This window comes from Rhodococcus qingshengii JCM 15477 (assembly GCF_023221595.1).
In the GTDB taxonomy this organism is placed as follows: Bacteria; Actinomycetota; Actinomycetes; order Mycobacteriales; family Mycobacteriaceae; genus Rhodococcus_F; species Rhodococcus_F qingshengii.
This window is the reverse complement of sequence record NZ_CP096563.1, coordinates 3,519,951-3,544,163: the sequence shown is the minus strand read 5'-3', so window position 1 is coordinate 3,544,163 and position 24,213 is coordinate 3,519,951. Positions and strand designations below refer to the sequence as shown.

The following is a 24,213-nucleotide window of genomic DNA, read 5'->3' as shown; positions in this document are numbered from 1 at the left end:
TGTGATGCCGGACCGGTTTGCTGCCGCTTGCACAGGCACCCCGTTTGCGTACGAGAGGAACTCTCATGCTTGCCCGCACCGACCTGCGTGGTCGTACCCCATCCACGGCCGAACTTCGCGCCGCGCTTCCCCGAGGTGGAGTGGATGTGGACGCGGTACTGCATCAGGTTCGCCCGATGGTCGAAGCCGTCCGTGATCGCGGGGCAGAAGCCGCTCTCGAATTCGGCGAGAAGTTCGACGGCGTTCGTCCGGCTTCGGTTCGTGTACCCGCGGCCGAGCTCGAGCGCGCACTTCGTGAACTCGACCCCGCAGTCAAGGAAGCCCTCGAGGTTGCGATCGAGCGCACCCGCAAGGTGCACGCCGATCAGCGTCGCAAGGACACCGTCACCGAGGTCGTTCCGGGTGGCACGGTCACCGAGCGTTGGGTTCCGGTCGAGCGCGTCGGGCTGTACGTGCCCGGCGGCAATGCCGTGTACCCGTCCAGCGTTGTCATGAACGTCGTGCCGGCTCAGACGGCCGGCGTCGGATCACTTGTTGTCGCCTCGCCGCCCCAAGCCGACTTCGGCGGATTGCCGCACCCGACCATCCTTGCCGCAGCAGCCATGCTCGGCGTCGACGAGGTGTGGGCCGTCGGCGGCGGGCAGGGCGTCGCCCTCCTTACCTACGGCGGAACCGACACCGATGGAACCGAGCTTGTCCCGGTCGACCTCATCACCGGTCCCGGCAACATCTACGTCACTGCCGCCAAGCGTCTGTGCCGCGGACTGGTCGGCATCGACGCGGAAGCCGGTCCCACCGAGATCGCGATCCTCGCCGACCACACCGCTGACCCGGTCCACGTTGCCGCCGATCTCATCAGCCAGGCCGAGCACGACGTGATGGCCGCCAGCGTTCTTGTCACGACCAGCGTCGACTTGGCCGACGCGGTCGACAAGGCTCTGGCTGCGCAGCTCGAGATCACCAAGCATCGCGAGCGCGTCACCACGGCACTGACCGGTAGCCAGTCGGGCACGGTGCTCGTTTCTGATGTTTCCGCTGGTCTGCGCGTCGTCAATGCGTATGCGGCAGAGCACCTCGAGATCCAGACCGAGGATGCAACCGGGGTGGCAGCTCAGGTCACCAGCGCTGGTGCCGTGTTCGTCGGCCCGTGGGCGCCGGTCAGTCTCGGCGACTACTGCGCCGGCTCCAACCACGTTCTGCCGACGGCCGGGTGTGCACGCCACTCCTCCGGTCTGAGTGTGCAGACGTTCCTTCGTGGAATCCACGTGATCGACTACTCCGAGTCTGCACTGAAAGACGTTGCCGGACACGTCATCACGCTGGCCAATGCGGAGGATCTGCCGGCTCACGGCGAGGCTGTGCGTCTGCGATTCGAGGCTCTGCGATGAGTAGTGCTCCTGGAGAGTCGATTTCGGTCGACGCCCTTCCGATTCGCGAGAACCTGCGTGGAAAGTCGGCGTACGGCGCACCGCAGTTGACGGTTCCGGTTCAGCTCAACACGAACGAGAACCCGCATCCACCGACCCAGGCGCTCATCGCCGATGTGGCCGAATCCGTGCGCGAAGCCGCGAAGGAGCTGCACCGCTACCCCGACCGTGACGCTGTCGCATTGCGGACGGATCTGGCGGCGTACCTGGCGAAGCAGACAGGTGTACCGGTCACCGTCGACAATCTGTGGGCGGCAAACGGATCGAACGAGATTCTGCAGCAACTTCTTCAGGCGTTCGCAGGTCCAGGACGTAGCGCGATGGGTTTTGTGCCTTCGTACTCGATGCACCCGATCATCGCCGACGGTACCGATACCGAGTGGGTCGAGGTCTTCCGTCGGGACGACTTCGCACTCGACGTGGATGCTGCCGTCACCGTGATCGCGGAACGTCGACCCGACGTCGTGTTCGTGACCAGCCCCAACAACCCGACCGGACACAGCGTCGGCATTGCGGAACTGCGACGCATCCTCGACGTGGCGCCGGGCATCGTGATCGTGGACGAGGCGTACGCGGAGTTCTCCGCTGCCCCCAGCGCGATGACGCTGATCGAGGAGTTCCCGGCCAAGCTGGTTGTGACCCGCACCATGAGCAAGGCTTTCGCGTTTGCCGGTGGCCGACTCGGCTACCTCGCCGCCGCTCCCGCGTTCATCGACGCACTGTTGTTGGTGCGCTTGCCGTATCACCTCTCGGTGGTCACGCAAGCGGCGGCACGTGCCGCCCTGCGTCACGCCGACGAGACCCTCGGCAGTGTGCATGCCTTGTCCGCCGAGCGCGATCGAGTGTCGAAGGCGCTGGCGGACAACGGTTTCCGAGTGATTCCCAGTGACGCGAACTTCATCTTGTTCGGTCAGTTCACCGACAGTGCACAGGCGTGGAAGGAATACCTCGACCGCGGGGTTCTCATCCGCGACATCGGCATCCCCGGATATCTGCGGGCCACCGTGGGACTCGAAGCCGAGAACGACGCGTTCATCAAGGCCAGTGACGAAATCGCAGGCACCCAGCTGGTCGACACGAATTCAGGAGAGACGGCATGAGCGATCGCATCGCGCGGATCGAACGAACAACTCGGGAATCAAGCATCGTCGTCGAACTGAATCTGGACGGGACCGGCATCGTCGACGTCTCCACCGGCGTTCCGTTCTTCGACCACATGCTCAACGCCCTGGGTACGCACGCCAGCTTCGATCTCGACGTCAAGGCGAAGGGTGACGTCGAGATCGACGCTCACCACACCGTCGAGGACACCGCGATCGTTTTCGGCCAGGCGCTCGGCCAGGCTCTCGGCGACAAGAAGGGCATCCGTCGTTTCGGCGACGCTTTCATCCCGATGGACGAAACGCTGGCGCACGCGTCGGTCGACGTCTCCGGTCGCCCGTACTGCGTGCACACCGGTGAGCCCGACTACATGGTGCATTCCGTCATCGGCGGGTACCCGGGCGTTCCGTATCACGCGGTGATCAACCGCCACGTGTTCGAGTCGATCGCATTGAATGCACGTATCGCACTGCACGTTCGGGTTCTGTACGGCCGCGATCAGCATCACATCACCGAAGCCGAGTACAAGGCCGTTGCGCGCGCTCTGCGTGAGGCGGTCGAGCCGGATCCGCGCGTGAGTGGCGTGCCGTCGACGAAGGGCACACTGTGAGCGTCCTCTTCACCTATCTGCTGTTCATCGGCGCGGGTATTGCCGTGGGCGGCGCCTACTCGATGTTCAAGGTCAACAAGCTTGCGTCGGGAATCCTTCTGGCATTGGCGGTTCTGGCGGCGGTAGCGGGCGCACTGCGTCTGTGACGCGAAAAGTGACTGTGTCTGAGACGCAAGATCCTGCTCCATCGCCGGGATTGCTTCGCACTCCGGGCATGATCGGTGTCCTGATCATGGCGGCAGCAGCTTTCGGTGGCTGGTCGTTGCTGTTGCCGGTGGTGCCGTTGCTGGTTGCGCAGTCCGGCGGATCGGATGCGCTTGCCGGATCGGTGACCGGTGTCTTCATGGCGGCCACGGTCTTGACGCAACTGCTCGTGCCTCGGTTGTTGCGGACGCAGGGCTACCGGCGCGTGCTGGCGGTCGGGTGTCTGCTCCTCGGTCCACCGTCGTTGGTGCTGTTGATCTCGGCCGACGCCGGTCCTGTCCTGGCGGTTTCCGCGGTGCGTGGTATCGGTTTCGGCATGCTGACGGTGGCCGGCAGTGCACTGGTGGCGGAGTTGGCGCCCAAACGAATTCTGGGCCGTGCCACCGGTGCCCAGGGAATCGCGATCGCAGCGTCACAAATGGCGGGGCTTCCGCTGGGGCTTGCAATCATGGAACGGTGGTCGGCGACACCGGTGTTCGTCCTCGGTGCGCTGATCCCGGCGCTCGCGCTGGTGGCCATTGCCGGGTTGCCGAAGATCTTCGCCCAGCCGACCGGGGAATCCGTTCGACTGAGTGTGTTCGCCGTCTTGGTTCCGGTGCTCGCTCTGGCGTGTGTGTCCGCCTCGTTCGGCGGATTGTCGTCTCTACTGCCGATCGCAATCTCGGAGCGTGCGGCCGTTGCTGGAGTGGTGTTGGCGACCGCCAGTGGGTCGATGTTGGTCGGCCGGTACTCGGCGGGACTGATCGCCGATCGTCTCGGCAGTGGTCGGACACTCGCGCCGGCGTTGGCGTCGTCGACCATCGGCTTGGTGCTGTTCGCGATCAACGTCGACGGCGGGTCGACGCCGGTCTTGTTCTGCGCGGCGGTCCTTTTCGGGCTGGGGTTCGGGGCGGTGCAGAACGAATCCTTGGTCATGGCGTTTCAGGCTGCCGGCCCGAGGCAACTCGGATCCGCCAGCGCGATCTGGAACATCGGCTACGACGCCGGCACCGGAATCGGTGCACTGGCGTTGGGATTCGTGGCCACGACTGCCGGCTACGCATGGGTGTTCGCGGTCTCCGCGGTAGTTGTCGCGCTCCTCCCGGCACTGGCCGCGGGCGGCAAAGTGATCGGCAGCAGGGTTGCCCGATAGAGTTGGGGCATGAGCGCTTCCACGATTGCTGTACTCGATTACGGCTCCGGCAACCTGCATTCGGCCACTCGCGCACTGGCGCGCACCGGGGCGCAGGTGGAGGTGACCAACGACATGAAGGTTGCACTGGCGGCCGACGGTCTCGTGGTGCCCGGCGTCGGCGCGTTCGCGGCCTGCATGGAAGGTCTGCGTGCAGTGCAGGGTGACCGAATCATCGGCAGACGCCTGGCTGGTGGCCGACCGGTGCTGGGCATCTGCGTCGGTATGCAGATTCTGTTCGACCGGGGAGTAGAATTCGGTGTCGAGGCGGAGGGCTGTGGCGAATGGCCCGGCACCGTCGAGAGGCTGCAAGCAGAGGTTTTGCCGCACATGGGCTGGAACACCGTGGAGGCGCCGGAGTCCAGCACCCTGTTCAAGGGCATAGACGCCGATACCCGCTTCTACTTCGTCCACTCCTACGGTGTGCAGAGTTGGGAGCTCGCGCCGTCCGAGCACATTGCACCCCCGAAGCTGACATGGGCCGATCACGGCGGAAAGTTCCTCGCTGCCGTCGAGAACGGTGCGTTGTCGGCAACGCAGTTCCACCCCGAGAAATCCGGTGACGCAGGCGCCGAGTTGCTGAGCAACTGGGTGCAGAGTTTGTGACCGGGGGATCCGGACCGAACGGCGGTGACGATTTCTCCCTCGCCCGTCTGGCGTTGTTCTCGCTCGGCGCCGCTGTGGTTGCGCTGGCGGTCGCAACTGTCGTCATCGTTGTTCTCAAACCATCGCCGGGCGTCGGCCTCGTGATCGGTCTCGTGGGGGTCGCCGCTGCGATTGTGGCAATGGGCGTCGTATCCAAGCGGATGACCCGAAAAGCGTTCGGTGACCCGGAAGACGGTTCGAGGTCCTGACCTACTAGGGTTACCGCACGTGAGCCTGGTCCTTTTGCCTGCTGTAGATGTCGTCAACGGTGAAGCTGTTCGCCTCGTGCAAGGAGAGGCGGGAAGTGAGACCGGTTACGGGTCGCCCCGCGACGCTGCTCTTGCGTGGCAGAACGACGGTGCCGAATGGGTGCATCTTGTCGACCTCGACGCTGCTTTCGGGCGTGGGTCCAACAGTGAACTGTTGGCCGGCGTCATCGGCGACCTGACGGTCAAGGTGGAACTGTCCGGTGGAATCCGCGACGACGCTTCCCTGGAAGCCGCACTGGCCACCGGCTGTGCTCGCGTGAATCTCGGTACTGCCGCTATCGAGGATCCCGAGTGGTGTGCGCGTGCATTGGCCAAGTACGGCGACAAGATCGCTGTCGGCCTCGATGTTCGTCTCGTCGACGGTCAGTACCGCACACGTGGTCGCGGCTGGGTCACCGACGGCGGCGATCTGTGGGAGACCCTCGCGCGTCTGGACCGTGACGGCTGCACTCGTTACGTCGTCACCGACGTCTCCAAGGACGGCACACTCACCGGTCCCAATCTCGAACTTCTCAGCCAGGTGTGCGCGGTCACCGACGCGCACGTCGTCGCCTCCGGTGGTGTGTCGACCATCGAGGATCTACTCGCCATTTCCAGCCTGGTTGATCAGGGTGTCGAGGGCGCGATCGTGGGCAAGGCATTGTATGCCGGTCGCTTCACTCTCCCCGAAGCACTGGCAGCAGTTTCCGGATAGATTTTCCAGATGACTCCGACGCGTGACCTCGACGAACTTCTCGCGATTGCGGGTCGGCTTCTCGACGGCGTCCACGATCAGTTCGTCTCCGGTGTCGGCGCCCCGAGTGCGGTCCGCAAGGGCTGGGGTGATTTTGCCACCGAGGTCGATCTTGCGCTCGAGAAGCGGTTGACCGCGGAGTTGTTCGAGCAGACCGGCATCGAGGTGCACGGCGAGGAATTCGGCGGTCCCGACGTCGGTTCCGGGCTCGTCTGGGTTCTCGACCCCGTTGACGGTACTTTCAACTACTCGGCCGGATTGCCCACTGCCGGAACGTTGTTGGCGCTTCTCGACGACGGTGTTCCGGTGCTCGGATTGACCTGGCTTCCATTGATCGGTCACACGTACGCGACTCGCGCCGGCGGTCCGTTGTTGGTCAATGGAATCGCCGTACCGCCGCTGGAGCCAACCGATCTGGCGTCGTCGATCGTCGGCTTGGGTGCGCTCAACGTCAACAGTCGAGGGCGGATCCCCGGCAGTTTCCGTCTCGACCTCCTCGCCGAGATCAGCAAGGTGTCCTCGCGGATCCGGATACACGGTTCCACCGGAGTCGATCTGGCCTTCACCGCGGCCGGCATCCTGGGCGGCGCGATCGTCTACGGCCGCAACGCGTGGGACAACGCGGCCGGGGTCGCGCTCGTTCGCGGTGCGGGCGGGGTGGTCACCGACCTGGCCGGCCGCCCGTGGACCGTAGAATCGGAGTCGGTGCTCGCCGCCGCTCCGGGCATCCACGGTGAGATTCTCGATATCCTCAACGCGCTCGGTGATCCGCGCGCTTCGTCCTCAGGAGGACCACAGTCATGACCCTCGCAGTTCGTGTGATTCCGTGCCTCGACGTCGACGCCGGGCGAGTGGTCAAGGGTGTCAATTTCGAGAATCTTCGCGACGCCGGAGATCCGGTGGAACTCGCGGCAGCGTACGACGCTCAGGGCGCCGACGAACTGACCTTCCTGGATGTGACCGCCTCCACGTCGGATCGCGGCACGATGCTCGACGTCGTAAGTCGCACTGCCGAGCAGGTTTTCATTCCTCTGACCGTCGGCGGTGGAGTGCGCACGGTCGCGGATGTCGATCGTCTGCTGCGTGCCGGTGCCGACAAGGTCAGCGTCAACACCGCGGCGATTGCGCGCCCGGAACTGCTGAAGGAACTGAGTGAGCGTTTCGGCTCGCAGTGCATCGTCCTCTCGGTCGATGCCCGCACCGTTCCCCAGGGGCAGCCGGACACACCGTCGGGGTGGGAGGTCACGACGCACGGGGGCAAGCGCGGCACCGGGATCGACGCTGTCGAGTGGGCCGAGCGTGGTGCAGAGTTGGGAGTGGGGGAGATCCTGCTCAACTCGATGGATGCCGACGGCACCAAAGCGGGCTTCGACCTTCTGATGATCCGCGCTGTCCGGGCGGCAGTCCACGTACCGGTGATCGCCAGTGGCGGTGCCGGCCTGGTCGAGCACTTTGCCCCTGCAGTCGAAGCGGGCGCAGACGCAGTTCTCGCAGCAAGTGTCTTCCACTTCGGCGATCTGAGCATCCCGGAGGTCAAGGATGCGATGCGTGCCGAGGGAATCGTCGTTCGCTAGGCGTTCTCGGCGCGGATTCCGTCGAACATGAGGCGGCTGATGGCTTGGTTCAACGCCGTGCAGTCGACGGACGAACCGGCTCGCAATCCTTGAATCGCACTTGCCAGCATCATGCCGTTGACGGCCTGCGCAGTGTTGTCGACGTCGAGGTCGGCGCGTAGATAGCCGCATTCGACTCCGTGATGCAGGTACGCCGCGGTCAAGGATGCCGACTGGTCGAGTAGATCGAGCATCCGGCCAGTGAGATCGGCGTCGACGCCTGTCGTCTCGAACAGCAGAACCCGCGGGATGCGGGGGTCGTCGAAGAAGATGCGGGGGAGCGCCTCGGCGATCCGTCCCACTTGGGCGCGGTACTCGTCCAGTGTGCTGGCGGCGTCGGGAGCATTCTCGGTGGCCAGTGCGCTGATGATCTTTGCGACGAGGTCGTCGATGACGTGATCGATGATGTCGCGCTTGTTCTCGAAGTACCGGTAGAAGGTCCCGTGGCCGATTCCGAGAGTTGTTGCGATGTCGGCAATTCCGGTTGCGTGATAGCCGCGCTGGGCGAAGCACTCGAATGATGCGTCGATGATCTCGCGGCGCAATTCCGCCTTTTTTCGTTCCGCTCTGGTCATGGCCTTCGTCACATCAGGAATGATACCGTTCTCAATAACGGAATGACGTGTCAGTTTCTGATGTGCAGTTTTTCTGATGTGCAGTTCACGAGAGGGATTCTCCGATGGCAGTGCAGTACGACGCAGTAGTAGTGGGGGCGGGCTTCGGCGGAATGGGTGCGGCCATTCAACTCAAGCGGCTTGGCCTGAACAACCTGGCGATCCTCGAGCGCGAGGACGATCTGGGTGGAACCTGGCACGTCAACCGCTATCCCGGTCTGGCTGTCGACATCGCGTCGGTCACCTACTCGTATTCGTTCGAGCCCAATCCGAACTGGTCCAGGCTCTTCGCGCCGGGCGCGGAACTGAAGAAGTACGCCGATCACGTCGCGGACAAGTACGATCTGCGGAAGCACATGACGTTCGGTGCCGTGGTCAATGGAGCCCGCTGGGACGAGGATTCCTCGCACTGGGTCGTATCCGTCGAAGGCGCGCCGGACATCACTGCCAAGTACCTCCTGACTGCGACGGGTTTCCTCTCGCAACCGCATCGGCCCGACATCTCCGGTATCGGCGACTTCGCCGGCAAGATCATCCACACCACGGCCTGGGACGATTCCTACGATCTGTCCGGCACCAAGACCGCAATCATCGGAACCGGCGCCACCGCTGTGCAGTTGATCCCCGAGGTGGCGCGTCAGGCCGCAGAGTTGACCGTCTACCAACGCACCCCGATCTGGGTGGTTCCCAAGATCGACGTCCCCATTCCGAATGCAGTGCAGAAGCTGTTCTCGCGTATTCCGCTCACCCAGCGAATCGCGCGCGCTGTCAGTTCGTCGATCCTAGAAATGATCATGGTCAGCGCGGTCCTGCACTACAAGCAGGTCAAACTGTTGAACAAGGGTGCGGCGGCCGCATCACGTGCGTTTCTGCGGTCCCAGGTCAGCGACGCCAGCCTTCGCAAACAACTCACACCGGACTACGACTTCGGGTGCAAGCGTCCCACATTTTCCAACAGCTACTTCCGTACGTTCACCAAGGACAACGTGCATCTCGAAACGACGCCGATCGACCACATCGCTGCCGACGGAATCGTCACCGCCGACGGTCGCAAGACCGAGATCGACACCTTGGTGCTGGCAACGGGATTCAACCTCTGGGATGTGAATTTTCCAGCCATCGAGGTTATCGGCCGCGAGGGACGAAACCTCGGTAAGTGGTGGCGCGACAACCGTTTCCAGGCCTACGAAGGGGTCGCGGTTCCGTATTTCCCCAATTTCCTCACGCTCGCCAGTCCGTACTCGTACAGCGGGTTGTCCTACTTCACGACGATCGAATCCCAGATGCAGCACATGGATCGACTGTTCGGCGAGGTGAAACGGCGCGGCGCGGAAACATTCGAGGTCACCGAAACTGCCAACGCCGAGTTTCTCGACCGGATGACCGAGAACCTGGCGGACTCCGTCTTCTACGGCGGTAGTTGCCAGACTGCACGAAGCTATTACTTCAATCAGCACGGCGAGGCTGCGATTCTGCGGCCCACGTCTACACGGAATGCGTTCGTCGAAGCGAAACGCTTTCCGCTCGAGGACTATTCGATCATCTAGGCGGGCTTGTCCCGCGTTCGGCTATCTTGCCGAGCTGACTCCGGTCGGAACCGATATCACGGGATAACGGTTCTGCCGGTTCAGTCGGGAAGTGACCGAGATGTGCATCAGTCGGCTCACCGCGGAGGCAGCGCCTTTTCGCGGAGATCCGATCACGATGGTAAATGCGTCGTATTTGTCCGCGGTTGCGAGAATGACACCGGCCGGGTCTCCATAGGTGCAGTCGTACGTCCAGGTGTCGGCGTGCGAGGCAAGTGCCGAGGTTGTCTGCTCGCGTTGCGACACCATCTCGTCGTGCAGACGCGTTTCGAATTCTGGTGAGTCGGTTTCGACAGGTAGGTCCTCGGACGTGATGCAGTGAACGACGTGGAGGGCTGAATCCTCCTTGGCGGCAAGCGTCAGTGCGTAGCTGAGTAAATTCTTGCTGGTAGCACCTGGGCCGATGCCGAGAACGACGTGGCGGGTTCGGACGCGATCGGTACTCGGGTTCGCGAGATGGCAGGTGTACTCCGGGTGCGGACCGTCATGATGCTGATGGTTCATGTCGGATCTTCTTCCACGGTGACAGCGAAGGAACTTCCATTCTAGGGCGGCCGTGCAGGGGAATTCCACGGAAGTCACAGGTGGAAGGTATAAACGTCATATGAGCCTTGATCCCGCAATCGCGGCGAAGCTGAAGCGAAACGACGCCGGACTGTTCAGCGCGGTTGCGCAGGAGAAGTCGACCGGTGATGTGCTGATGGTCGCTTGGATGGACGACGAAGCGCTCGCGCGAACACTGGAAACCCGTAAGGGGACGTACTATTCGCGCTCGCGGCAGCAGTACTGGGTCAAGGGAGAGACCTCCGGGCACACCCAGTACGTGCACGAGGTGCGCCTCGACTGTGACGGCGATTCCGTCTTGCTGATCGTCGATCAGGAGGGCGCCGCGTGCCACACCGGCACTCACACGTGTTTCGACACCGACGTCCTGCTCGCTGCTGAGCAGTGACGCGAGATGGCCACTGACAAGACTCCACAACCGCTCGATTACTCGTTCACCGCTCCCATCGAGAAAGACGGTGCGTTCGCAACGTTCTTGACCGTGCCCGGCTCGGCGGAACTTCTGGGAACCAGACGCGCTGTGAAGGTGCTCGGAACCCTCGATGGTGAGCATCCCTTCGAGGCGACGCTGATGCCCTCCGGCGACGGACCTCACTGGCTTCCGCTGCGCGTGGCGCTGTGCAAGGCGATCGGCAAGAGCGCCGCTGGAGAAGAGGTAGCGGTACATCTACAGCAGCGCCTGCGCTGAAGTTTTCCCGAACCAAGGAGCGCCGTCGTGCAATTCTGTTCGACTTCGCACACGCCGCGGACGTGGAGCCGGATCGGTGGGCCGAGTACGGTCCAGGTGCCGTCGGCGTCGGGTGGGACATGGGACTGCTCGGGCTGGCTCGACACGTGGAACTGGGGATCGCGACGCCACTCGAGACACCCGAGTGGTCGGCGAGCGACGAGGCCAAGGCATTCATCGCGGGAAGCAGTGAACTGTGGGCCGAAGCTGCGATCGCATCGGGCGACGACCCGGATGCGGCTGCAGCCGCCGCTGCTCGCACGACCGCTGCATACACCGGGTAGATCACCTCTACGAGGACTAACATCGGATTAGTCTGGTTGTTGCGGGACTTCCGCGCCACGAGCGGAGACGACGATGGTGTATCGGCTCATCGAAGTAGTAACGGTGTTCGTTCACTTCGGGTTTGTTCTCTATGTGGTGCTGGGTGGATTCGTGGCGTGGAAGTGGCGTCGTACCATCGGTTTCCACCTACTTGCAGTCGTCTGGGGAGCCGGTTCGATAGCGGTCGGATATGACTGCCCGCTGACCAATCTCGAGAACTGGGCCCGCCGGATGGCCGGGATCGCGGAGTTGCCGTCCACCGGATTCATCTCGCACTACATCACCGGCGTGTTCTATCCGGCGAGTATCGAAGGCCTTGTACAGGCGCTCGCGGCGACAGTGGTTGTCGGATCCTGGGTAGGATACGTGCTGCTCGGACGGCATGCGAAGGGTGAGGTCAAAGCCCCTTCAGCGACCTGATTCCGTACAAACGATCCCAGCCGTTTCCGAATGGAAACGACTGGGAGGTGCTACCAGGATTTACGCGCGAGTCAGGGCTACCACCGGGATTGTGCGGATCCCAGCTGTCTTCTCCGCGTATTCGGCAAATCCCGGGTATCGACTGGCCTGCTCGTCGTAGATGCGGTCACGCTTCTCGCCGGTTACTTCGCTGACGGAGACCGGGTATGTTTCGGTGCCGATCTCGACCTCTGCCTGGTCGGTGGCAACGAGGTTGTAGTACCAGTCGGGATTGGTCGGGGCACCGGCCTTGGATGCAAAAACGTAGATGGTCTTCGGATCCTGCTCGTCTGCCAGATACATCATGGGACTCACGAAATCGCGTCCGGATTTGCGTCCTGTGTGGTGGACCAACACCATGGGCGCACCTTCGAAGGGGCCACCTACCTTGCCCTCGTTCTCCCGAAATTCCGCAATGATTCCTGCGTTCCAATCGTCGGTACTCATCGTTGTCTCCCGGTCTGCGAGTGGCGAAGGGCTCTGCCGCCAAGCTTTGCACAACTGGTGAATCGACGAGAGGTCATCTTCGGCGTCCAGCATGATCTACTATCTACGTATGAACGCAGATAGTGGTGTTTGTCGCCGTAAGCTTCCCGATGATCAGGTCGACCTCGTCGTCGAGGTGTTCCGCATGCTGGCCGACGCAACCCGTGTGCAGGTTTTGTGGGCATTGGTAGACCGCGAGTGCTCGGTGAACGAACTGGCGGAACGCGTCGGCAAGCCGGCGCCCTCGGTGTCGCAGCACCTGGCGAAATTGCGCATGGCAAGGTTGGTACGAACGCGCCGCGATGGTACGACGGTGTTCTATCGCCTGGAGAACGACCATGTGCGCCAACTGGTTACGGATGCGGTCTTCAATGCGGAGCATGCCGGACCCGGATTGCCGGGGCATCACCGTAGTGAAGGTGAGCTTCGGGAGATACACCCGGAGCGCTCGGCGAACGTCGATCGGACCGATCAAGAAGAAGGTGCGTCATGACGCACGAACCCAAGACGTCCCACGGCCACGGCCACCGCCATGTCCACGGGCCGAAGGGATTTCGATCGGCAGTCCGCGAAGTGTTCTCGCCGCACAGTCACGACGCTGCCGACAGTGTCGACGACGCATTGGAATCGAGCGCAATCGGCATCCGGGCGGTCAAGATCAGTCTTGTCGCGCTCGGAGTCACCGCAGTTGCTCAGGTCGCGATCGTGGCGATCTCGGGTTCGGTGGCGCTGCTGGCGGACACCATTCACAACTTCTCCGACGCGCTCACGGCAGTCCCACTCTGGATTGCCTTCGCGCTCGGTCGGCGCGCTGCGACCAGGCGCTATACCTATGGTTTCGGGCGTGCGGAGGATTTGGCCGGACTGTTCGTGCTCGCCATGATCGCACTGTCGGCAGTGATCGCCGGTGTCGAGGCGGTGAGGCGATTGATCAACCCGGTCGAGATCGAGCACCTCGGTTGGGTAGCGGCGGCAGGTTTGATCGGTTTCATCGGAAACGAATTGGTGGCGTTGTATCGGATCAGGGTCGGCAGGCAAATCGGTTCAGCGGCCCTGGTGGCCGATGGATTGCATGCTCGGACCGACGGATTCACTTCGCTCGCAGTCCTTCTGGGGGCGGGGGGAGTTGCGCTGGGTTTCCCGTTGGCAGATCCGATCATCGGCCTTGTCATCACCGTTGCCATCGTGGCGGTGCTCAGGACTGCAGCGCGAGACGTCTTCCGGAGGTTGATGGACGGCGTCGAACCTGAGTTGGTGGACGACGCAGAGCATGCATTGATGCACGAACCTGGAGTCCTCGGTGTTCGTGATCTGAAGATGCGGTGGATCGGACACCGACTGCATGCCGATGCAGAACTCGACATCGATCCCCGGGCAACACTTGCCGAAGCTCATGCGATTGCACACAGCGCCGAGCATTCGCTCACTCACGCGGTGCCCAAACTCGCTACTGCCTTGGTGCATGCGTACCCGGCGCATGACGCGGCCAACTCCGAAGTCTGATACCGGCCGCCTTCCCGGTGATCTGTGCTTGATGTCAAGCGCAGGCGGCTTCCCAGGCGAAACCGTCTGGGTCTGTGAAGGTTCCAGACGCGCCGGCAACGGTCAGACGGTGTGATCCGGTGCCTTCCGGAGCAACCCCGGCATCCTTTGCCAAAGCGCGGCGACCATACAGTGCGAGTGTCACATTGTTTGCTGCACTGGTGAATTCGACGTACTTGCGACCGAAGCTCTTGGACACCTCGAGTCCGCGGTCGAGGTAGAACTGCTTGCTGGCCTTGACGTCTTCGGCGCCGAGCAGCAGCACGAGGCTGTCGATCGTGCGGGTGGCCGGCCCGTCGTTCTTCTTCGACGACGTGGCGATCTTCCAGATCGAACCGTCTGGAGCCTGGACGACTCCGCCGTATCCCCAGAGGGATTTCTTCACCGGCTTCAAGACGGCGGCACCGGCTGCGAGTGCGGCGCCGACGAAGGCGTCGACGATGTTCGGTTGGGAGACGACGAGCGAAATGGTGTACCCACGAAACCCGGTTGTCGGTTCGTTCGATTCGCGTAGCTGGATTCGATCTCCGACGCCGAGAGCGTTGTAGAAGGCTTCGGCTGCGACGAGGTCGGGTACGTCGAGGATCACGGATTGCGCGGTGGTCATCTGGGCGCTCCCTGCTGATGCGTGGATTGACGACGTGTGGTCGGAAGTGGACTTCTGTGGTGTGTTCATGTGTTTCAACGTAATTGCGGGTCCCGTGGCTGTGCTTCTCGATTTCTGATCGGTTTGCTGAGACTGCTTGCAAGGTGAAGCGCTCGAGCGGGCACTAGGTGGGCAATTTGTCGTGAATGTACTGTTCAGCCGATGTTTTCTCGATAGGCTGATGAGCGCTGATCGGACGTATCTCACGCCACCATGGAACGGGGAAACCAGTGATCGCACTGCGAGGAAAGTCGTTAGCCGCAGCAGTAGTGGTGTCCATGACGATGGCGTTGGCCGCGTGTACGTCCGCTGAATCGGCGCCCGAGGTGGGCGCGAACTACGGCTCGGACGGAACCGCCGTCGACTACCGGGAGCCGGTGAAACTGAGTAGCCGAGATGGTGTTCTCGAGGTGCGCTTGTCCGCTCATCAGGGAGTGATTCCGCTCGATACCGCTTCGGCGCCCGTGTCGAATTTTCTGCTCTTCGGGTACGAGGTCATCCGCGGTACGGCGTCGGACGGATCGACCTCGGCGAGTGACGTCTATCCGGCGCCGACTCTCCGCGTCAATCCCGGAGAGCGATTGATCATTCATTACGACAACGATTTGCAGGATCTCACGATCCAGGACTTCTACGATCCGGCATTCACACCGGCGGGCGGGGACGTGCCGATCTATCCGCCGGCGCTGACGTCGGCTCCGCTGAATCTGCACACGCACGGAGTGCACGTGAGTCCGGACGGCAATGCGGACAACGTGTTGCTCAACATTCCCGCCGGCCAGGGAAACGTGTACGACTACGCGATTCCGGGGACGATGCCGAACGGTCTGTACTGGTATCACAGTCACCGGCACACCCTCACCGCCCAGCAGACGTACATGGGCCTGGCCGGGCTACTGGAAATCGGCCGGCCGGACGGCAATCTGCCTGTCGTGACGGCAAACGACGTTCCGATTCGCGATATGGCACTGCAGTACAACTTCGTATTCGACCGCAAAGGAAAGGGCCGACAGCTCAACGACGCGAACTGGCCCCAATTCGTCAGTACGTTGACGCCACCCGCCGGTACGGAACTAGCCGACGGGACGTACCGTCCGAGCCTTGCTCCGGTGAATTTCTCGGACACCACCGAGGGCGCGCAGTATTTCACCAACTGGTACACCGGCCCGTTGTCCCCGGCCAATCATCGTGGACAGAATCAATTCGTTCCAGGCAATCTGCAGAGCTTCGTGGGTGAATCGACGACTGTACCGGCCGATCCCTCACTGCCGGACAACCAACGCGATGTGCAGTACACCGTGAACGGTCAGTTCCAGCCGTCGCTGAAACTGAAGCCGGGGCAGACCGAGATCTGGGTGCTTGCCAACATCAGCGACTTTGCCTACATGCCGGTCACGTTGACGGAAACCGCAACCGGCGCCCATCCGAAGTTCGCCATCGTAGGGCAGGACGGAAACCCGTTCGACGAGGTCAGGCCACCCGTGGACGGGGACGGAACCAGGCTGGTGATTCCGCCGGCCTCGCGATACGCAATCGCAGTGACGATGCCGGAGTCCGGCGATCTGGTGCTGGAGATGCCACCGCTCGAAGGTGCAAAGCCGGTGAGCAATCCAGGCATTCTCTACACCAACAACGGTACCGACAATCCGCCCGCCGAACTCGGAACCGTCACCGTCGACCCGTCGGTGATCAGTTACGCGGACGGATTCTTCACGTTCCCGACTCAGCAGTTGATCCGTGCGACGCCAGACGAGGGTGAAGGAAAGACGACCCCCTTCGAGTTCGGACAGAAGCTCGATACCTACACCTCGTTCGTGGATACCGCAGCGATGACGCCCGACGTGACCCGCAACCTCACAGTGTCCGGTGGGTTCGGAAACGAGAAGGCCAGCAACAGTGATCCGAAGGCCTTCACCTACGAATTCGCCGACAACACGTTCCCCAACATTCCGCTGATTCAACCGCGACTGAATTCCGTTGAGGAATGGAAGATCACGAACCTCAACAACGACGAACACCCGATGCATATTCACGTCAACGACTTCCAGGTAACGGAAGTTGTGGATCCCGTCGCAGGTACCACGACGGGCGTTCAGCCCTGGGGAATCGACAACGTGAACGTGCCCGCGCCGGTGACTGACGAGAATGAGAATGCTCTCGAGCCTGCGTCAGTGACGTTGCGAACGAAGTTCACCGAGTACACCGGAACCTTTGTGATTCACTGCCACCGACTCAATCACGAGGACAACGGTTTGATGGCGACTGTCAACGTGATTCCCGAGGTATCGACATATGCCGTCGCGATACCTGGTTCGGCCGGCGTGCCCGCCAAGGTGCAGATATTCGATGCCAACGGCGACAAACTGATCACTGCTGTGACGCCCTTCCCGTCGTTCGAAGGCACCCCGAGTGTTGCGATGGCGGACGTGAACGGAGACATGGTGCTTGATCTGGTCGCTGGAACAGGTGCAGGCTCGGCTCCGGAAGTGGTGGCGTACAACGCAGTCGGCGGCGTGCCGTTCACCGACGAGTTGGCAAGATTTGCCCCCTTCGATGTGGGTTTTCGTGGCGGAGTGAACATCGGCGGAGTCGATATCGACGGAAACGCACTGGCGGACAACATCATCGTTGCCTCGGGCCCAGGGATGGAGTCGCAGGTCAAGATTTACTCCACCGACCTTCCGGCGGACAAGAGGTCCGCACCCGCAGAATTCGGTTCGTTCTCGCCGTACCCGGGATCGAGTAGCGGAGTCACGTTCGCAACCGGAATGGTTGACAGTCACTCCGGTCGAGCGAGCATCGTGACCGCACCGGGTGCGGGCGAGGAGCCGTTGATCAAGACGTTCCGCTACGACCTGTACGAACCGACGGCGGCTGCGCAGGGCGGCTCCGATGAACACGCAGGTCATACGGCTGGTCCTGTAATGACGTCGCAGTTCTTGGCATTCGATCAGGGCTACCGCGACGGGGTGTCTCTGTCGACGGGTTGGGTGGCCGGCGCCGAGGGCGGCGCAAAGTCGATAGTGGCAGGCATGCTCGGAGGAGAAGGATCAATCCGCGTCTTCTCGAGTGGATCCAGGCTCGACGGTGCACCCGAGATGTACCTCGAGAGTCCAGATCACCATTCGACGGACGTGGCATTTCGGGAGGTTGCAGCTTTCGACCCGTTCACCGCTCCAGAGTCGGGTGTGGGAGTGGCCACGACGAGCACGACTACCGGCGCGGATCTCCTCGTCAGCGGCAGCAACGGAGCGGGTGCCGAAGTTCGGAAATTCACTCTCGGTCGTGCCGATCCGTCTGCGACCACATTGACACCGACGCTTGTGGGAACGCTGCCGCCCTATCCCGTCGGCGGGGGAGTTCTGCCGCTCGGCGGCCGATGATCCGGTTTTGAGAGTTGCTGAAAGTAGTTTCATATCAACGTGTCTCGAGCCTTCCTGTTCTCGAAGTTGTCCGTTTTGTCTCTGGTTATCGAAAGTGTGTTCGATTAAACTTTCGGTATGGACAGTCGGGGAGCGTGGCAGCTGGATGGTGAGGGCCTCAAGGGTGAGGTTCTGGATCTGGTGCGTGTCCGGCACGAGTTGCAGTCGCGGATGGTGTTGTTGATCGTGGAGATGTTTTCCCGGGAGGTTCTCGGCGGGAGGGGTTTTCGGGCGATCGCGCTGTGGTTGCATGGTTCGACGAATTTGGAGATCGGTGAGTGCAGCCTGTTGGTCAGTCTGGCGCGGTTGTTGATGCTCGAACCTGTTGTGGCGGATGCGTTTCATCGTGGTGACGTGGATGCGTTGAAAGCCCGTCAGGTGGCGTCGTTTTGTCAGCATCCGCCGAAGAACATGACGCCGGCGGATGTGGACAAGGCTCGCGGGATTCTGTTGGGGTTGGCGTCGAAGAACATCGCGGATTGTGATGCGGTGCGGGCGGCGATTAGGCGGATCGAGAAGCAGTACGGCAAGCGTGAGGACGGCGTTCCGGTGGGTGAGGATTCGGAGCGTAACGAGTTCTACGCGTCGAAAGGTTTGTACGGGCGGGTCACTGTGAAGGGCGATCTGGATGCTGTGAACGGGGCGCGTCCGATCACGTTGTTGTCGAGTCTGTCTGCGCCGATACCGGAGAAGGACGGCGTGAAGGACACGCGTACGCCGGCATTACGACGGGCGGACGGGTTCTGCGAACTACTGCGGCGGTACGAGCGAGCGGGGTTGGGTCCGATCGAGGGCGGGGTGAAACCGCACATCACCGTTACCGCGTCCGCGAAAGACATGACGGATCTGCAGGCTTTGAAAGACCTCCTGCCGTCGACGGAGGAACTCGGGTTTGCGTGGGCGGATTGGGTGGGCCCGATCAGTATCGACACTGCGCGGATGTTGGCGTGCGACTGCACCGTGACGCGGATCTTGTTGGACGAGAATGGTGTTCCGCTCGACTGCGGTAAGGAAGCAAGGACCGCGACGGTACCCCAGAGGCGGGCGTTGGCGGTTCGTGATGGTGGGTGTGCGTTTCCGGGGTGCGGAACGCCGTCGGGGTGGTGCGATGCCCATCATATTGTTCACTGGAACGATGGTGGCCCAACGGATCTCGACAATCTGATCTTGTTGTGCGGCCATCATCACCGGACACTGCTCCACACGGAGTGGCGGGTGGAGATCGGCCCGGATCGGAGGACGGTGTTCTATCCGCCGATGTCGATCGATCTGTATCAACAGCCGATCGGCGGGAACAGCCCACCAACGGCCGCGTGAACGGACATAACTGAAAATGCCAGCGTATGCACCGGGGAAGAATCATGCCCCGTTACATGCGCTGGCATTTCGTATTCCGGAGAGTTCAGGGCAGCGACCAGAACTGAGTAGTCACGAGGTAGAAGACGACAACCCAGAACAACGTCACAGCGGCGACGATTGCCACCCCTTGTGCGTTGGTTTTTGCGACAGGAATCCCCGGAGGTGGACGCAGCCAACGGTGCAGGAGCCGATTCACGTAGTACGGCATCGTGAAGAAACTCATGATGAAGCTCGACAACAGGTTGCCGATCAACAATCCGAGCCAGAGTGGCAGCTTCAGCGGTGACAGCGCCAAAGTAAGCAAGACGACAGTCGGGTAGAGACCGACCCAGACCGCGATCGAGGTTTTTGTCTCCGAAGGTGGAGGGGCCTCGTTTCCGTTCTCGTCGAAGGCAAACCAACTGCCGAACGAATTGTCGACGGTTCGCAGTTCGAAGTCGTGGAACTTGCGACCCTCGGCGAGAAGTTGTTGTCGCTCAGGGGAAGTCAGCCACGTGTCGAGATGGGCAGCATTGTCGAAGCGATACAGCAGGGTCCACTCATCCTGCACACCGTCGACGGGGCGAAACAGTTCGGTGCCGCGGAATCCGTCGAAAGCACTCTCCACCTCCCGAAGGCGATCCTGCCAGGCAAGGAACTCGTCGATGCTGTCGTCACCGACTCGGTGCGTCACTACGACAGTCAGCAGTGGGTCCGGAGGCCTGATCCCGCCGCTCACTACCTGCTGCGTGGCCGGGCCGTCGAAGAACTGACGACCGCTGTCGAGGTAGTCCTGCCTCGTCGCGCTGTTGATCCACGCCTGAACATGAGCGATGGAGTCGAATCGATACACGATCACCCAATCAGGTTGGGTGGGCGTCGGAGCAGCGATTTCTGCCCCGAGGAAGCCTGCATAATCTGCGGCGGCTCGGTTGAGATCTTTCTGCCAGACCTCGAATTCTTTCTCCAGTCCGGCACGCACTCGCTGGCCGATGATGACCGTCGCGGCGCTGTCCGCCGACGTGTTCGCGGTCATCGGTTCAGGCCTGAGTAGATGCGTTCCGGGGTGAGCGGTAGTGACCGGAATCGTGACCCGGTTGCATCCTGCAGTGCGTTCGCCAATGCAGGGGCAACCGGATTGATGCAGCACTCCGCCATGCCCTTGGAGCGGAGTGGGCCGACGGAGTCTGATGACTCGACGAGGATCACCTCCGTGCGTGGGATATCTGCATATGTCGGGATCCGGTAGTTACGTAGATTCGGGTTCATCATCGCGCCGTTTGCGTCTACGTGGAAGTTCTCGGTGAGTGCGAAGCCGACGCCCTGGGCGACGCCACCTTCGATCTGTCCCCGCACCTGCGCCGGATTGATGATCACCCCAGCGTCGGTGGCTTGGACGCTGTAGAGAATGCGGATCTCGCCGGTGATGCGATGGACGGCAATCCGGAAGCCATGAGTGTTGGACACCACGCTGCGCGGAGATCCGTATGCCTTCCGCGCCTCGGTGAATCGGATCCCGCGCGGGCGTGCGGCCTCGAGTATCTCTTGCAGTGTTAATCGAGTACTACCGCAGACGATCTTGTCGTCGTCCATCGAGCACTGGTCAATCGACACGCCGGTGTGGTGCGCGGCGAAGGCAAGTAGGCGATCGCGGAGCGCATTCGACGCGCGAAGTACCGCGTTCCCAGCGACAAACAGGCCGGCGCTGGCGAAAGCGCCTGTGTCGAAACCGGTTCGGTCGGTGTCCGACTGAATGATTCGTACACGTGACGGTGTTGTGCCCAGCTGATTCGCGGCGATCTGCACGTGGGCGGTAGAAGTTCCCTCACCGAATTCGACTGTGCCGATGGCAAGTTCGTATACACAGTCTTCGCCGAGGGTGAGCCAAACCTCGGAAATGTGCTCGGTGGGTGGCGCGGTCTCGTGTAGTGAACTGGCAGTGCCGGTGCCGATCAGCCAATCCGCTCCGAGCGAGGGAACCGGTTGGCGCTTCAACGCGGCGTCGATCAGATCTATGCATTGCCCCAGTCCGTCTTCGGTGAAGATCACATCGTCTGGGCCGTCTTCGAGTGCGATCAGCGAATCGCCCGGTCGGACGATATTGCGTCGACGCAGTTCGAGCGGATCCATGTCCAGCGCGATGGCCAATTCGGTCATGGCCGATTCCACGGCAAAGGCCGGTTGCGTCATCCCGTACCCACGTAGAGCGCCGCTCGGAACATTGTTGGTGTACACGGAATACGCATCGAACTTCTTGTTGGCGCAGCGGTAGAGCGAGACCGCCGCGCCGCCGGCAAAGAGTGTCTCTCCACCGTGGTTTCCGTACGCACCGGTGTTCGAGATGTTTCGGTACTGAAATGCCGTGAGGGTTCCGTCAGACTTGGCACCGAGCTTGATCGTGAGCTTCATCGGATGACGCGGCGAGGCGGTGGTGAACTCTTCTTCTCGGGTGAACTCGAGGCAGACGGGACGACCGGTGTCGAGGGTGGCGAGCGCCACCAGATCCTCGCTGATCACTTCCTGTTTTCCTCCGAACCCGCCGCCCACGCGTTTGCAGAACACGCGTAGCTGATCCGGGCGGAGGTCGAAGAGATGGGCGAGTTTGACCTTGGCGATGGAGGGGGACTGCGAACTTGTGCGAACGTGAAGGCGTCCGTCTTCCATCCAGGAGATCGAACCGTGCGTCTCGAGGTGCGCGTGCTGAACCCGCGGCGAGAAGTAGGTGCCTTCGTGGATGACGTCGGCCTCGGCGAACCCGGCCTCGACGTCGCCCACGTGACCGTGAAGTTCGAGCAGGATGTTGTGCTCGGGATCTCGAACAAAGGGATCGTCGGATCCGTGCAGGGCTGGAGCGCCGTCGGCCATGGCCTCTTCCGGATCGAACACGGAAGGCAGGATCTCGTAATCGACCTTCACCTTCCGACGGCCTTCTTCCGCAGCGACGACGGAGTCGGCGAGGACGGCCACTACACGCTGACCCACGAACCGCACGACGTTGTCGAGAATGTAGGTGTCGTCCGGATCGACAAGGTGGTCGGTATGTATTGCCGTGGTGAAGAGCTTGCGCGGCACGTCTTTCCAGGTGTAGACGCGATGGACACCGGGGACGGCGAGCGCCTCGGTGGTGTCGATGGAGGTGATGCGTGCATGTGCGTGAGGCGAGTGCAGCACTTTCAGGTGCAGCATGCCGTCGATGGCGGTGTCCATAGTGTATTCGGCTCGGCCGGTCACCACGTCGGTGGCCGCCGGCGCCCCGACGCTGGTTCCGACGGCCTGTCCCGGGAGGGCAACTTCGATAGCACCGACACCGTTGACCGCGTCTTCGATGGATCGGTAACCGGTGCAGCGGCACAGGTTTCCCTTGAGCGCTCGCGGCAAGTCTTCTTTCTGCGCGTCGGTGAGCGCCGCCGAGGTCATGATCATCCCGGCGGTGCAGAACCCACACTGAAAGCCGGGTGCATCCCGGAACTGCTGCTGAATCGGATGGAGATCTTCGGGCGTGCCGAGTCCCTCGATCGTGGTTACCGCGCGACCGTCGGCGCGAAAGGCGGGCGTGATGCAGCTGTGTATCGGTGTTCCGTCGAGCCACACTGTGCACGCCCCGCAGTCCCCGCCGTCGCACCCCTTCTTCACCCCGTGGTGTCCGAGGTGCCGAAGAAACGTCCGGAGACACTGTCCCGGGAACGGCTCCTCGTGGAACTGCCGGTCGTTCACCGTGTAGCTCATGACTGGCTCCCCGTGAGTTCGTTTCGGAGCTCGTCGGCGTAGTGGCGGGCGAGGTGGAGGCGGTGGTCTGGGGTTCCGTTGGGATCGTCGAACCAAATGTCGGCCGAAATGGAGTCGACGGCTCGTCGCAGAGAGTGCTCGTCCGGCATGGTGTCGAACGTCAGCCGGATCGGATGGGTGGTGCCGGCGGTGATGGTGAGGTGAAAGTCGTCGGCGCCAGGAGTCTGCGTCGCGATCATGAAGATCGTCGAACGGCCGAGGTGCGTGAGACTGAAGCGGCGGTGGGCGTGCCGTTTGGTGAGTGCGTGCACCGGGAACTCGATGCTCCGAAGGACTTCGCCCGGCTCCAGGACATTCTGGTGGTCACCGGTCACGAAGTCGCACGCGTCGACGGTCCTCACTTTTCCGTCGGTGGCCCATAGTGTGAACGAAGCCTCGAGTGCAACTGCCAGGGTGATCATCGGTCCGGCCGGAAGCGACATGCAGATGTTGCCGCCTACGGTGGCCGAATTCCACACCTTGAAAGACGAGAGGAAGTACTCGCAGCTGACGCGAATAAGTGGACTCGCACGCCAATTGTCCGGCGGGACAAACGCATACAGTTCGGCAACGGTGCACGTAGCTCCGACACCGAAATGAGTCGGGCCGACCTCCAGTGGTGTCCAACCGAGCGCGGTGAGGTCGACCAGTCGACGCGTGTCGGGTTGTTCTGCTGAGAACAGCCACGTTCCTCCCGCGAGCCAGGCGTCGCCGGGACGCCACACGTCCCCTGGGCGATCCGGTGGTCGGCGTATCACGTCGGTAATGGTGGTGATGTCCATGCGCCTGCTCCCCTCGGGGGATGTGTCTTCTCGGAGTGGGACATTACCGAGGTGACGAGACGCATTCACACTTTTAGTACATATCGGGCACGCGAAACATGAGCGATACGTACGTGACATCGACTGGTGGGGCGGTGCATGCGCTTGCCGATTCTGGGTACGACTGCTTGAGAGGCGCGATCAGC

Annotated in this window: 26 protein-coding genes; 19 read left to right on the top strand and 7 right to left on the bottom strand. The window is 62.1% G+C overall.

What is annotated here, in order from left to right; genetic code table 11:
- Positions 1-65 precede the first annotated feature (65 nt).
- The 10 genes from hisD (at position 66) to hisF (ending at position 7,734) form a co-directional block, all read left to right on the top strand.
- Positions 66-1,388, top strand: coding sequence for a histidinol dehydrogenase (gene hisD, locus M0639_RS16125; protein ID WP_007732254.1), 1,323 nt, complete (start codon positions 66-68; stop codon positions 1,386-1,388).
- On the top strand, positions 1,385-2,527 hold the full coding sequence (locus M0639_RS16120; protein ID WP_064075680.1) for a histidinol-phosphate transaminase: 1,143 nt from the start codon (positions 1,385-1,387) through the stop codon (positions 2,525-2,527). Before hisD ends, M0639_RS16120 begins: the two co-directional genes overlap by 4 nt.
- Positions 2,524-3,138 (top strand): imidazoleglycerol-phosphate dehydratase HisB, encoded by a 615-nt coding sequence (gene hisB / locus M0639_RS16115; protein ID WP_003942383.1) that lies wholly within the window; start codon positions 2,524-2,526, stop codon positions 3,136-3,138. Before M0639_RS16120 ends, hisB begins: the two co-directional genes overlap by 4 nt.
- The gene (locus tag M0639_RS16110) at positions 3,135-3,284 is read left to right on the top strand and encodes a hypothetical protein (RefSeq protein ID WP_007732248.1); all 150 of its coding nucleotides are present in this window, start codon (positions 3,135-3,137) and stop codon (positions 3,282-3,284) included. Before hisB ends, M0639_RS16110 begins: the two co-directional genes overlap by 4 nt.
- Positions 3,285-3,352: 68 nt before the next feature.
- Positions 3,353-4,474 (top strand): MFS transporter, encoded by a 1,122-nt coding sequence (locus M0639_RS16105; protein WP_042923080.1) that lies wholly within the window; start codon positions 3,353-3,355, stop codon positions 4,472-4,474.
- A gap of 9 nt (positions 4,475-4,483) precedes the next feature.
- Entirely contained in the window at positions 4,484-5,119 is a 636-nt protein-coding gene (gene hisH / locus M0639_RS16100) for an imidazole glycerol phosphate synthase subunit HisH (RefSeq protein ID WP_003942389.1), read from the top strand.
- Positions 5,116-5,367, top strand: a complete 252-nt coding sequence (locus tag M0639_RS16095; protein ID WP_064075681.1) for a hypothetical protein — start codon at positions 5,116-5,118, stop codon at positions 5,365-5,367. The genes hisH and M0639_RS16095 overlap by 4 nt, the downstream gene beginning before the upstream one ends.
- A 19-nt stretch (positions 5,368-5,386) precedes the next feature.
- Positions 5,387-6,121: a bifunctional 1-(5-phosphoribosyl)-5-((5-phosphoribosylamino)methylideneamino)imidazole-4-carboxamide isomerase/phosphoribosylanthranilate isomerase PriA gene (gene priA, locus M0639_RS16090; protein ID WP_003942371.1), complete on the top strand. Its 735-nt coding sequence runs from the start codon at positions 5,387-5,389 to the stop codon at positions 6,119-6,121.
- A gap of 9 nt (positions 6,122-6,130) precedes the next feature.
- The gene (locus M0639_RS16085; protein WP_003942414.1) at positions 6,131-6,964 is read left to right on the top strand and encodes an inositol monophosphatase family protein; all 834 of its coding nucleotides are present in this window, start codon (positions 6,131-6,133) and stop codon (positions 6,962-6,964) included.
- Positions 6,961-7,734: an imidazole glycerol phosphate synthase subunit HisF gene (gene hisF, locus M0639_RS16080; RefSeq protein ID WP_003942380.1), complete on the top strand. Its 774-nt coding sequence runs from the start codon at positions 6,961-6,963 to the stop codon at positions 7,732-7,734. The genes M0639_RS16085 and hisF overlap by 4 nt, the downstream gene beginning before the upstream one ends.
- Here the strand turns inward: hisF and M0639_RS16075 are convergent.
- The gene (locus tag M0639_RS16075; RefSeq protein ID WP_007732244.1) at positions 7,731-8,348 is read right to left on the bottom strand and encodes a TetR/AcrR family transcriptional regulator; all 618 of its coding nucleotides are present in this window, start codon (positions 8,346-8,348) and stop codon (positions 7,731-7,733) included. The genes hisF and M0639_RS16075 overlap by 4 nt on opposite strands.
- Positions 8,349-8,452: 104 nt before the next feature.
- Between M0639_RS16075 and M0639_RS16070 the strand changes: the two genes are divergently transcribed.
- Complete coding sequence (locus tag M0639_RS16070) at positions 8,453-9,934, top strand: flavin-containing monooxygenase (protein WP_047272210.1); 1,482 nt, start codon at positions 8,453-8,455, stop codon at positions 9,932-9,934.
- A gap of 21 nt (positions 9,935-9,955) precedes the next feature.
- On the opposite strand, the gene M0639_RS16065 is transcribed toward M0639_RS16070, so the two are convergent.
- On the bottom strand, positions 9,956-10,477 hold the full coding sequence (locus tag M0639_RS16065; RefSeq protein WP_054802236.1) for a universal stress protein: 522 nt from the start codon (positions 10,475-10,477) through the stop codon (positions 9,956-9,958).
- Positions 10,478-10,577: 100 nt separating this feature from the next.
- Here M0639_RS16065 and hisI point away from each other — a divergent pair, with 100 nt between their 5' ends.
- The 4 genes from hisI to M0639_RS16045 all read left to right on the top strand — a co-directional run bounded on the left by hisI (position 10,578) and on the right by M0639_RS16045 (position 12,008).
- Positions 10,578-10,925 carry a phosphoribosyl-AMP cyclohydrolase gene (gene hisI / locus M0639_RS16060; protein ID WP_003942390.1) on the top strand — a complete coding sequence of 116 codons (348 nt, stop codon included), beginning with the start codon at positions 10,578-10,580 and terminating at the stop codon, positions 10,923-10,925.
- Positions 10,926-10,931: 6 nt separating this feature from the next.
- On the top strand, positions 10,932-11,225 hold the full coding sequence (locus tag M0639_RS16055; protein ID WP_064075682.1) for a DUF1905 domain-containing protein: 294 nt from the start codon (positions 10,932-10,934) through the stop codon (positions 11,223-11,225).
- A 62-nt stretch (positions 11,226-11,287) separates the two neighbouring features.
- Positions 11,288-11,548, top strand: a complete 261-nt coding sequence (locus tag M0639_RS16050) for an SRPBCC family protein (protein ID WP_223304508.1) — start codon at positions 11,288-11,290, stop codon at positions 11,546-11,548.
- A gap of 73 nt (positions 11,549-11,621) precedes the next feature.
- Positions 11,622-12,008, top strand: a complete 387-nt coding sequence (locus tag M0639_RS16045) for a DUF2784 domain-containing protein (protein ID WP_042449546.1) — start codon at positions 11,622-11,624, stop codon at positions 12,006-12,008.
- Positions 12,009-12,068: 60 nt separating this feature from the next.
- Here M0639_RS16045 and M0639_RS16040 read toward each other — a convergent pair whose 3' ends face one another.
- Entirely contained in the window at positions 12,069-12,494 is a 426-nt protein-coding gene (locus tag M0639_RS16040; RefSeq protein ID WP_029255500.1) for a nitroreductase/quinone reductase family protein, read from the bottom strand.
- Between the two features lie 109 nt (positions 12,495-12,603).
- Between M0639_RS16040 and M0639_RS16035 the strand changes: the two genes are divergently transcribed.
- Together M0639_RS16035 and M0639_RS16030 are read left to right on the top strand one after the other, a co-directional pair.
- Positions 12,604-13,026 carry an ArsR/SmtB family transcription factor gene (locus M0639_RS16035; RefSeq protein ID WP_003942406.1) on the top strand — a complete coding sequence of 141 codons (423 nt, stop codon included), beginning with the start codon at positions 12,604-12,606 and terminating at the stop codon, positions 13,024-13,026.
- Positions 13,023-14,036, top strand: coding sequence for a cation diffusion facilitator family transporter (locus M0639_RS16030; protein WP_042449543.1), 1,014 nt, complete (start codon positions 13,023-13,025; stop codon positions 14,034-14,036). Before M0639_RS16035 ends, M0639_RS16030 begins: the two co-directional genes overlap by 4 nt.
- Positions 14,037-14,070: 34 nt before the next feature.
- On the opposite strand, the gene M0639_RS16025 is transcribed toward M0639_RS16030, so the two are convergent.
- Positions 14,071-14,682: a VOC family protein gene (locus M0639_RS16025; protein WP_064075683.1), complete on the bottom strand. Its 612-nt coding sequence runs from the start codon at positions 14,680-14,682 to the stop codon at positions 14,071-14,073.
- Positions 14,683-14,999: 317 nt separating this feature from the next.
- Between M0639_RS16025 and M0639_RS16020 the strand changes: the two genes are divergently transcribed.
- Both M0639_RS16020 and M0639_RS16015 read left to right on the top strand, forming a co-directional pair.
- Positions 15,000-18,104, top strand: a complete 3,105-nt coding sequence (locus M0639_RS16020) for a multicopper oxidase family protein (RefSeq protein ID WP_231915221.1) — start codon at positions 15,000-15,002, stop codon at positions 18,102-18,104.
- 117 nt (positions 18,105-18,221) lie between these two features.
- Positions 18,222-19,460: an HNH endonuclease signature motif containing protein gene (locus tag M0639_RS16015; protein WP_064075685.1), complete on the top strand. Its 1,239-nt coding sequence runs from the start codon at positions 18,222-18,224 to the stop codon at positions 19,458-19,460.
- Positions 19,461-19,545: 85 nt separating this feature from the next.
- Here M0639_RS16015 and M0639_RS16010 read toward each other — a convergent pair whose 3' ends face one another.
- From M0639_RS16010 to M0639_RS16000, 3 genes are read right to left on the bottom strand one after another with little or no spacing between them, the layout of a single operon-like run.
- On the bottom strand, positions 19,546-20,517 hold the full coding sequence (locus M0639_RS16010; protein ID WP_029255495.1) for an antibiotic biosynthesis monooxygenase: 972 nt from the start codon (positions 20,515-20,517) through the stop codon (positions 19,546-19,548).
- A complete protein-coding gene (locus tag M0639_RS16005; protein WP_064075686.1) occupies positions 20,514-23,207 on the bottom strand; it encodes a molybdopterin-dependent oxidoreductase in 2,694 nt (897 codons plus the stop codon). Before M0639_RS16005 ends, M0639_RS16010 begins: the two co-directional genes overlap by 4 nt.
- Positions 23,204-24,028, bottom strand: coding sequence for an FAD binding domain-containing protein (locus M0639_RS16000; protein ID WP_050655355.1), 825 nt, complete (start codon positions 24,026-24,028; stop codon positions 23,204-23,206). The genes M0639_RS16005 and M0639_RS16000 overlap by 4 nt, the downstream gene beginning before the upstream one ends.
- Between the last annotated feature and the right edge of the window lie 185 nt (positions 24,029-24,213).

Bases quoted from the DNA above. Each gene is read 5' to 3' on its own strand.
- hisI (WP_003942390.1), top strand. From the start codon at position 10,578: ATGAGCCTTGATCCCGCAATCGCGGCGAAGCTGAAGCGAAACGACGCC.
- M0639_RS16035 (WP_003942406.1), top strand. From the start codon at position 12,604: ATGAACGCAGATAGTGGTGTTTGTCGCCGTAAGCTTCCCGATGATCAG.
- hisB (WP_003942383.1), top strand. From the start codon at position 2,524: ATGAGCGATCGCATCGCGCGGATCGAACGAACAACTCGGGAATCAAGC.
- hisD (WP_007732254.1), top strand. From the start codon at position 66: ATGCTTGCCCGCACCGACCTGCGTGGTCGTACCCCATCCACGGCCGAA.
- M0639_RS16070 (WP_047272210.1), top strand. From the start codon at position 8,453: ATGGCAGTGCAGTACGACGCAGTAGTAGTGGGGGCGGGCTTCGGCGGA.
- M0639_RS16040 (WP_029255500.1), bottom strand. From the start codon at position 12,494: ATGAGTACCGACGATTGGAACGCAGGAATCATTGCGGAATTTCGGGAG.
- M0639_RS16120 (WP_064075680.1), top strand. From the start codon at position 1,385: ATGAGTAGTGCTCCTGGAGAGTCGATTTCGGTCGACGCCCTTCCGATT.
- M0639_RS16065 (WP_054802236.1), bottom strand. From the start codon at position 10,477: ATGAACCATCAGCATCATGACGGTCCGCACCCGGAGTACACCTGCCAT.
- M0639_RS16055 (WP_064075682.1), top strand. From the start codon at position 10,932: ATGGCCACTGACAAGACTCCACAACCGCTCGATTACTCGTTCACCGCT.
- M0639_RS16045 (WP_042449546.1), top strand. From the start codon at position 11,622: ATGGTGTATCGGCTCATCGAAGTAGTAACGGTGTTCGTTCACTTCGGG.
- M0639_RS16005 (WP_064075686.1), bottom strand. From the start codon at position 23,207: ATGAGCTACACGGTGAACGACCGGCAGTTCCACGAGGAGCCGTTCCCG.
- M0639_RS16075 (WP_007732244.1), bottom strand. From the start codon at position 8,348: ATGACCAGAGCGGAACGAAAAAAGGCGGAATTGCGCCGCGAGATCATC.
- M0639_RS16020 (WP_231915221.1), top strand. From the start codon at position 15,000: ATGACGATGGCGTTGGCCGCGTGTACGTCCGCTGAATCGGCGCCCGAG.
- M0639_RS16015 (WP_064075685.1), top strand. From the start codon at position 18,222: ATGGACAGTCGGGGAGCGTGGCAGCTGGATGGTGAGGGCCTCAAGGGT.
- hisF (WP_003942380.1), top strand. From the start codon at position 6,961: ATGACCCTCGCAGTTCGTGTGATTCCGTGCCTCGACGTCGACGCCGGG.
- M0639_RS16085 (WP_003942414.1), top strand. From the start codon at position 6,131: ATGACTCCGACGCGTGACCTCGACGAACTTCTCGCGATTGCGGGTCGG.
- M0639_RS16105 (WP_042923080.1), top strand. From the start codon at position 3,353: ATGATCGGTGTCCTGATCATGGCGGCAGCAGCTTTCGGTGGCTGGTCG.
- M0639_RS16030 (WP_042449543.1), top strand. From the start codon at position 13,023: ATGACGCACGAACCCAAGACGTCCCACGGCCACGGCCACCGCCATGTC.
- M0639_RS16025 (WP_064075683.1), bottom strand. From the start codon at position 14,682: ATGACCACCGCGCAATCCGTGATCCTCGACGTACCCGACCTCGTCGCA.
- M0639_RS16000 (WP_050655355.1), bottom strand. From the start codon at position 24,028: ATGGACATCACCACCATTACCGACGTGATACGCCGACCACCGGATCGC.
- M0639_RS16010 (WP_029255495.1), bottom strand. From the start codon at position 20,517: ATGACCGCGAACACGTCGGCGGACAGCGCCGCGACGGTCATCATCGGC.
- hisH (WP_003942389.1), top strand. From the start codon at position 4,484: ATGAGCGCTTCCACGATTGCTGTACTCGATTACGGCTCCGGCAACCTG.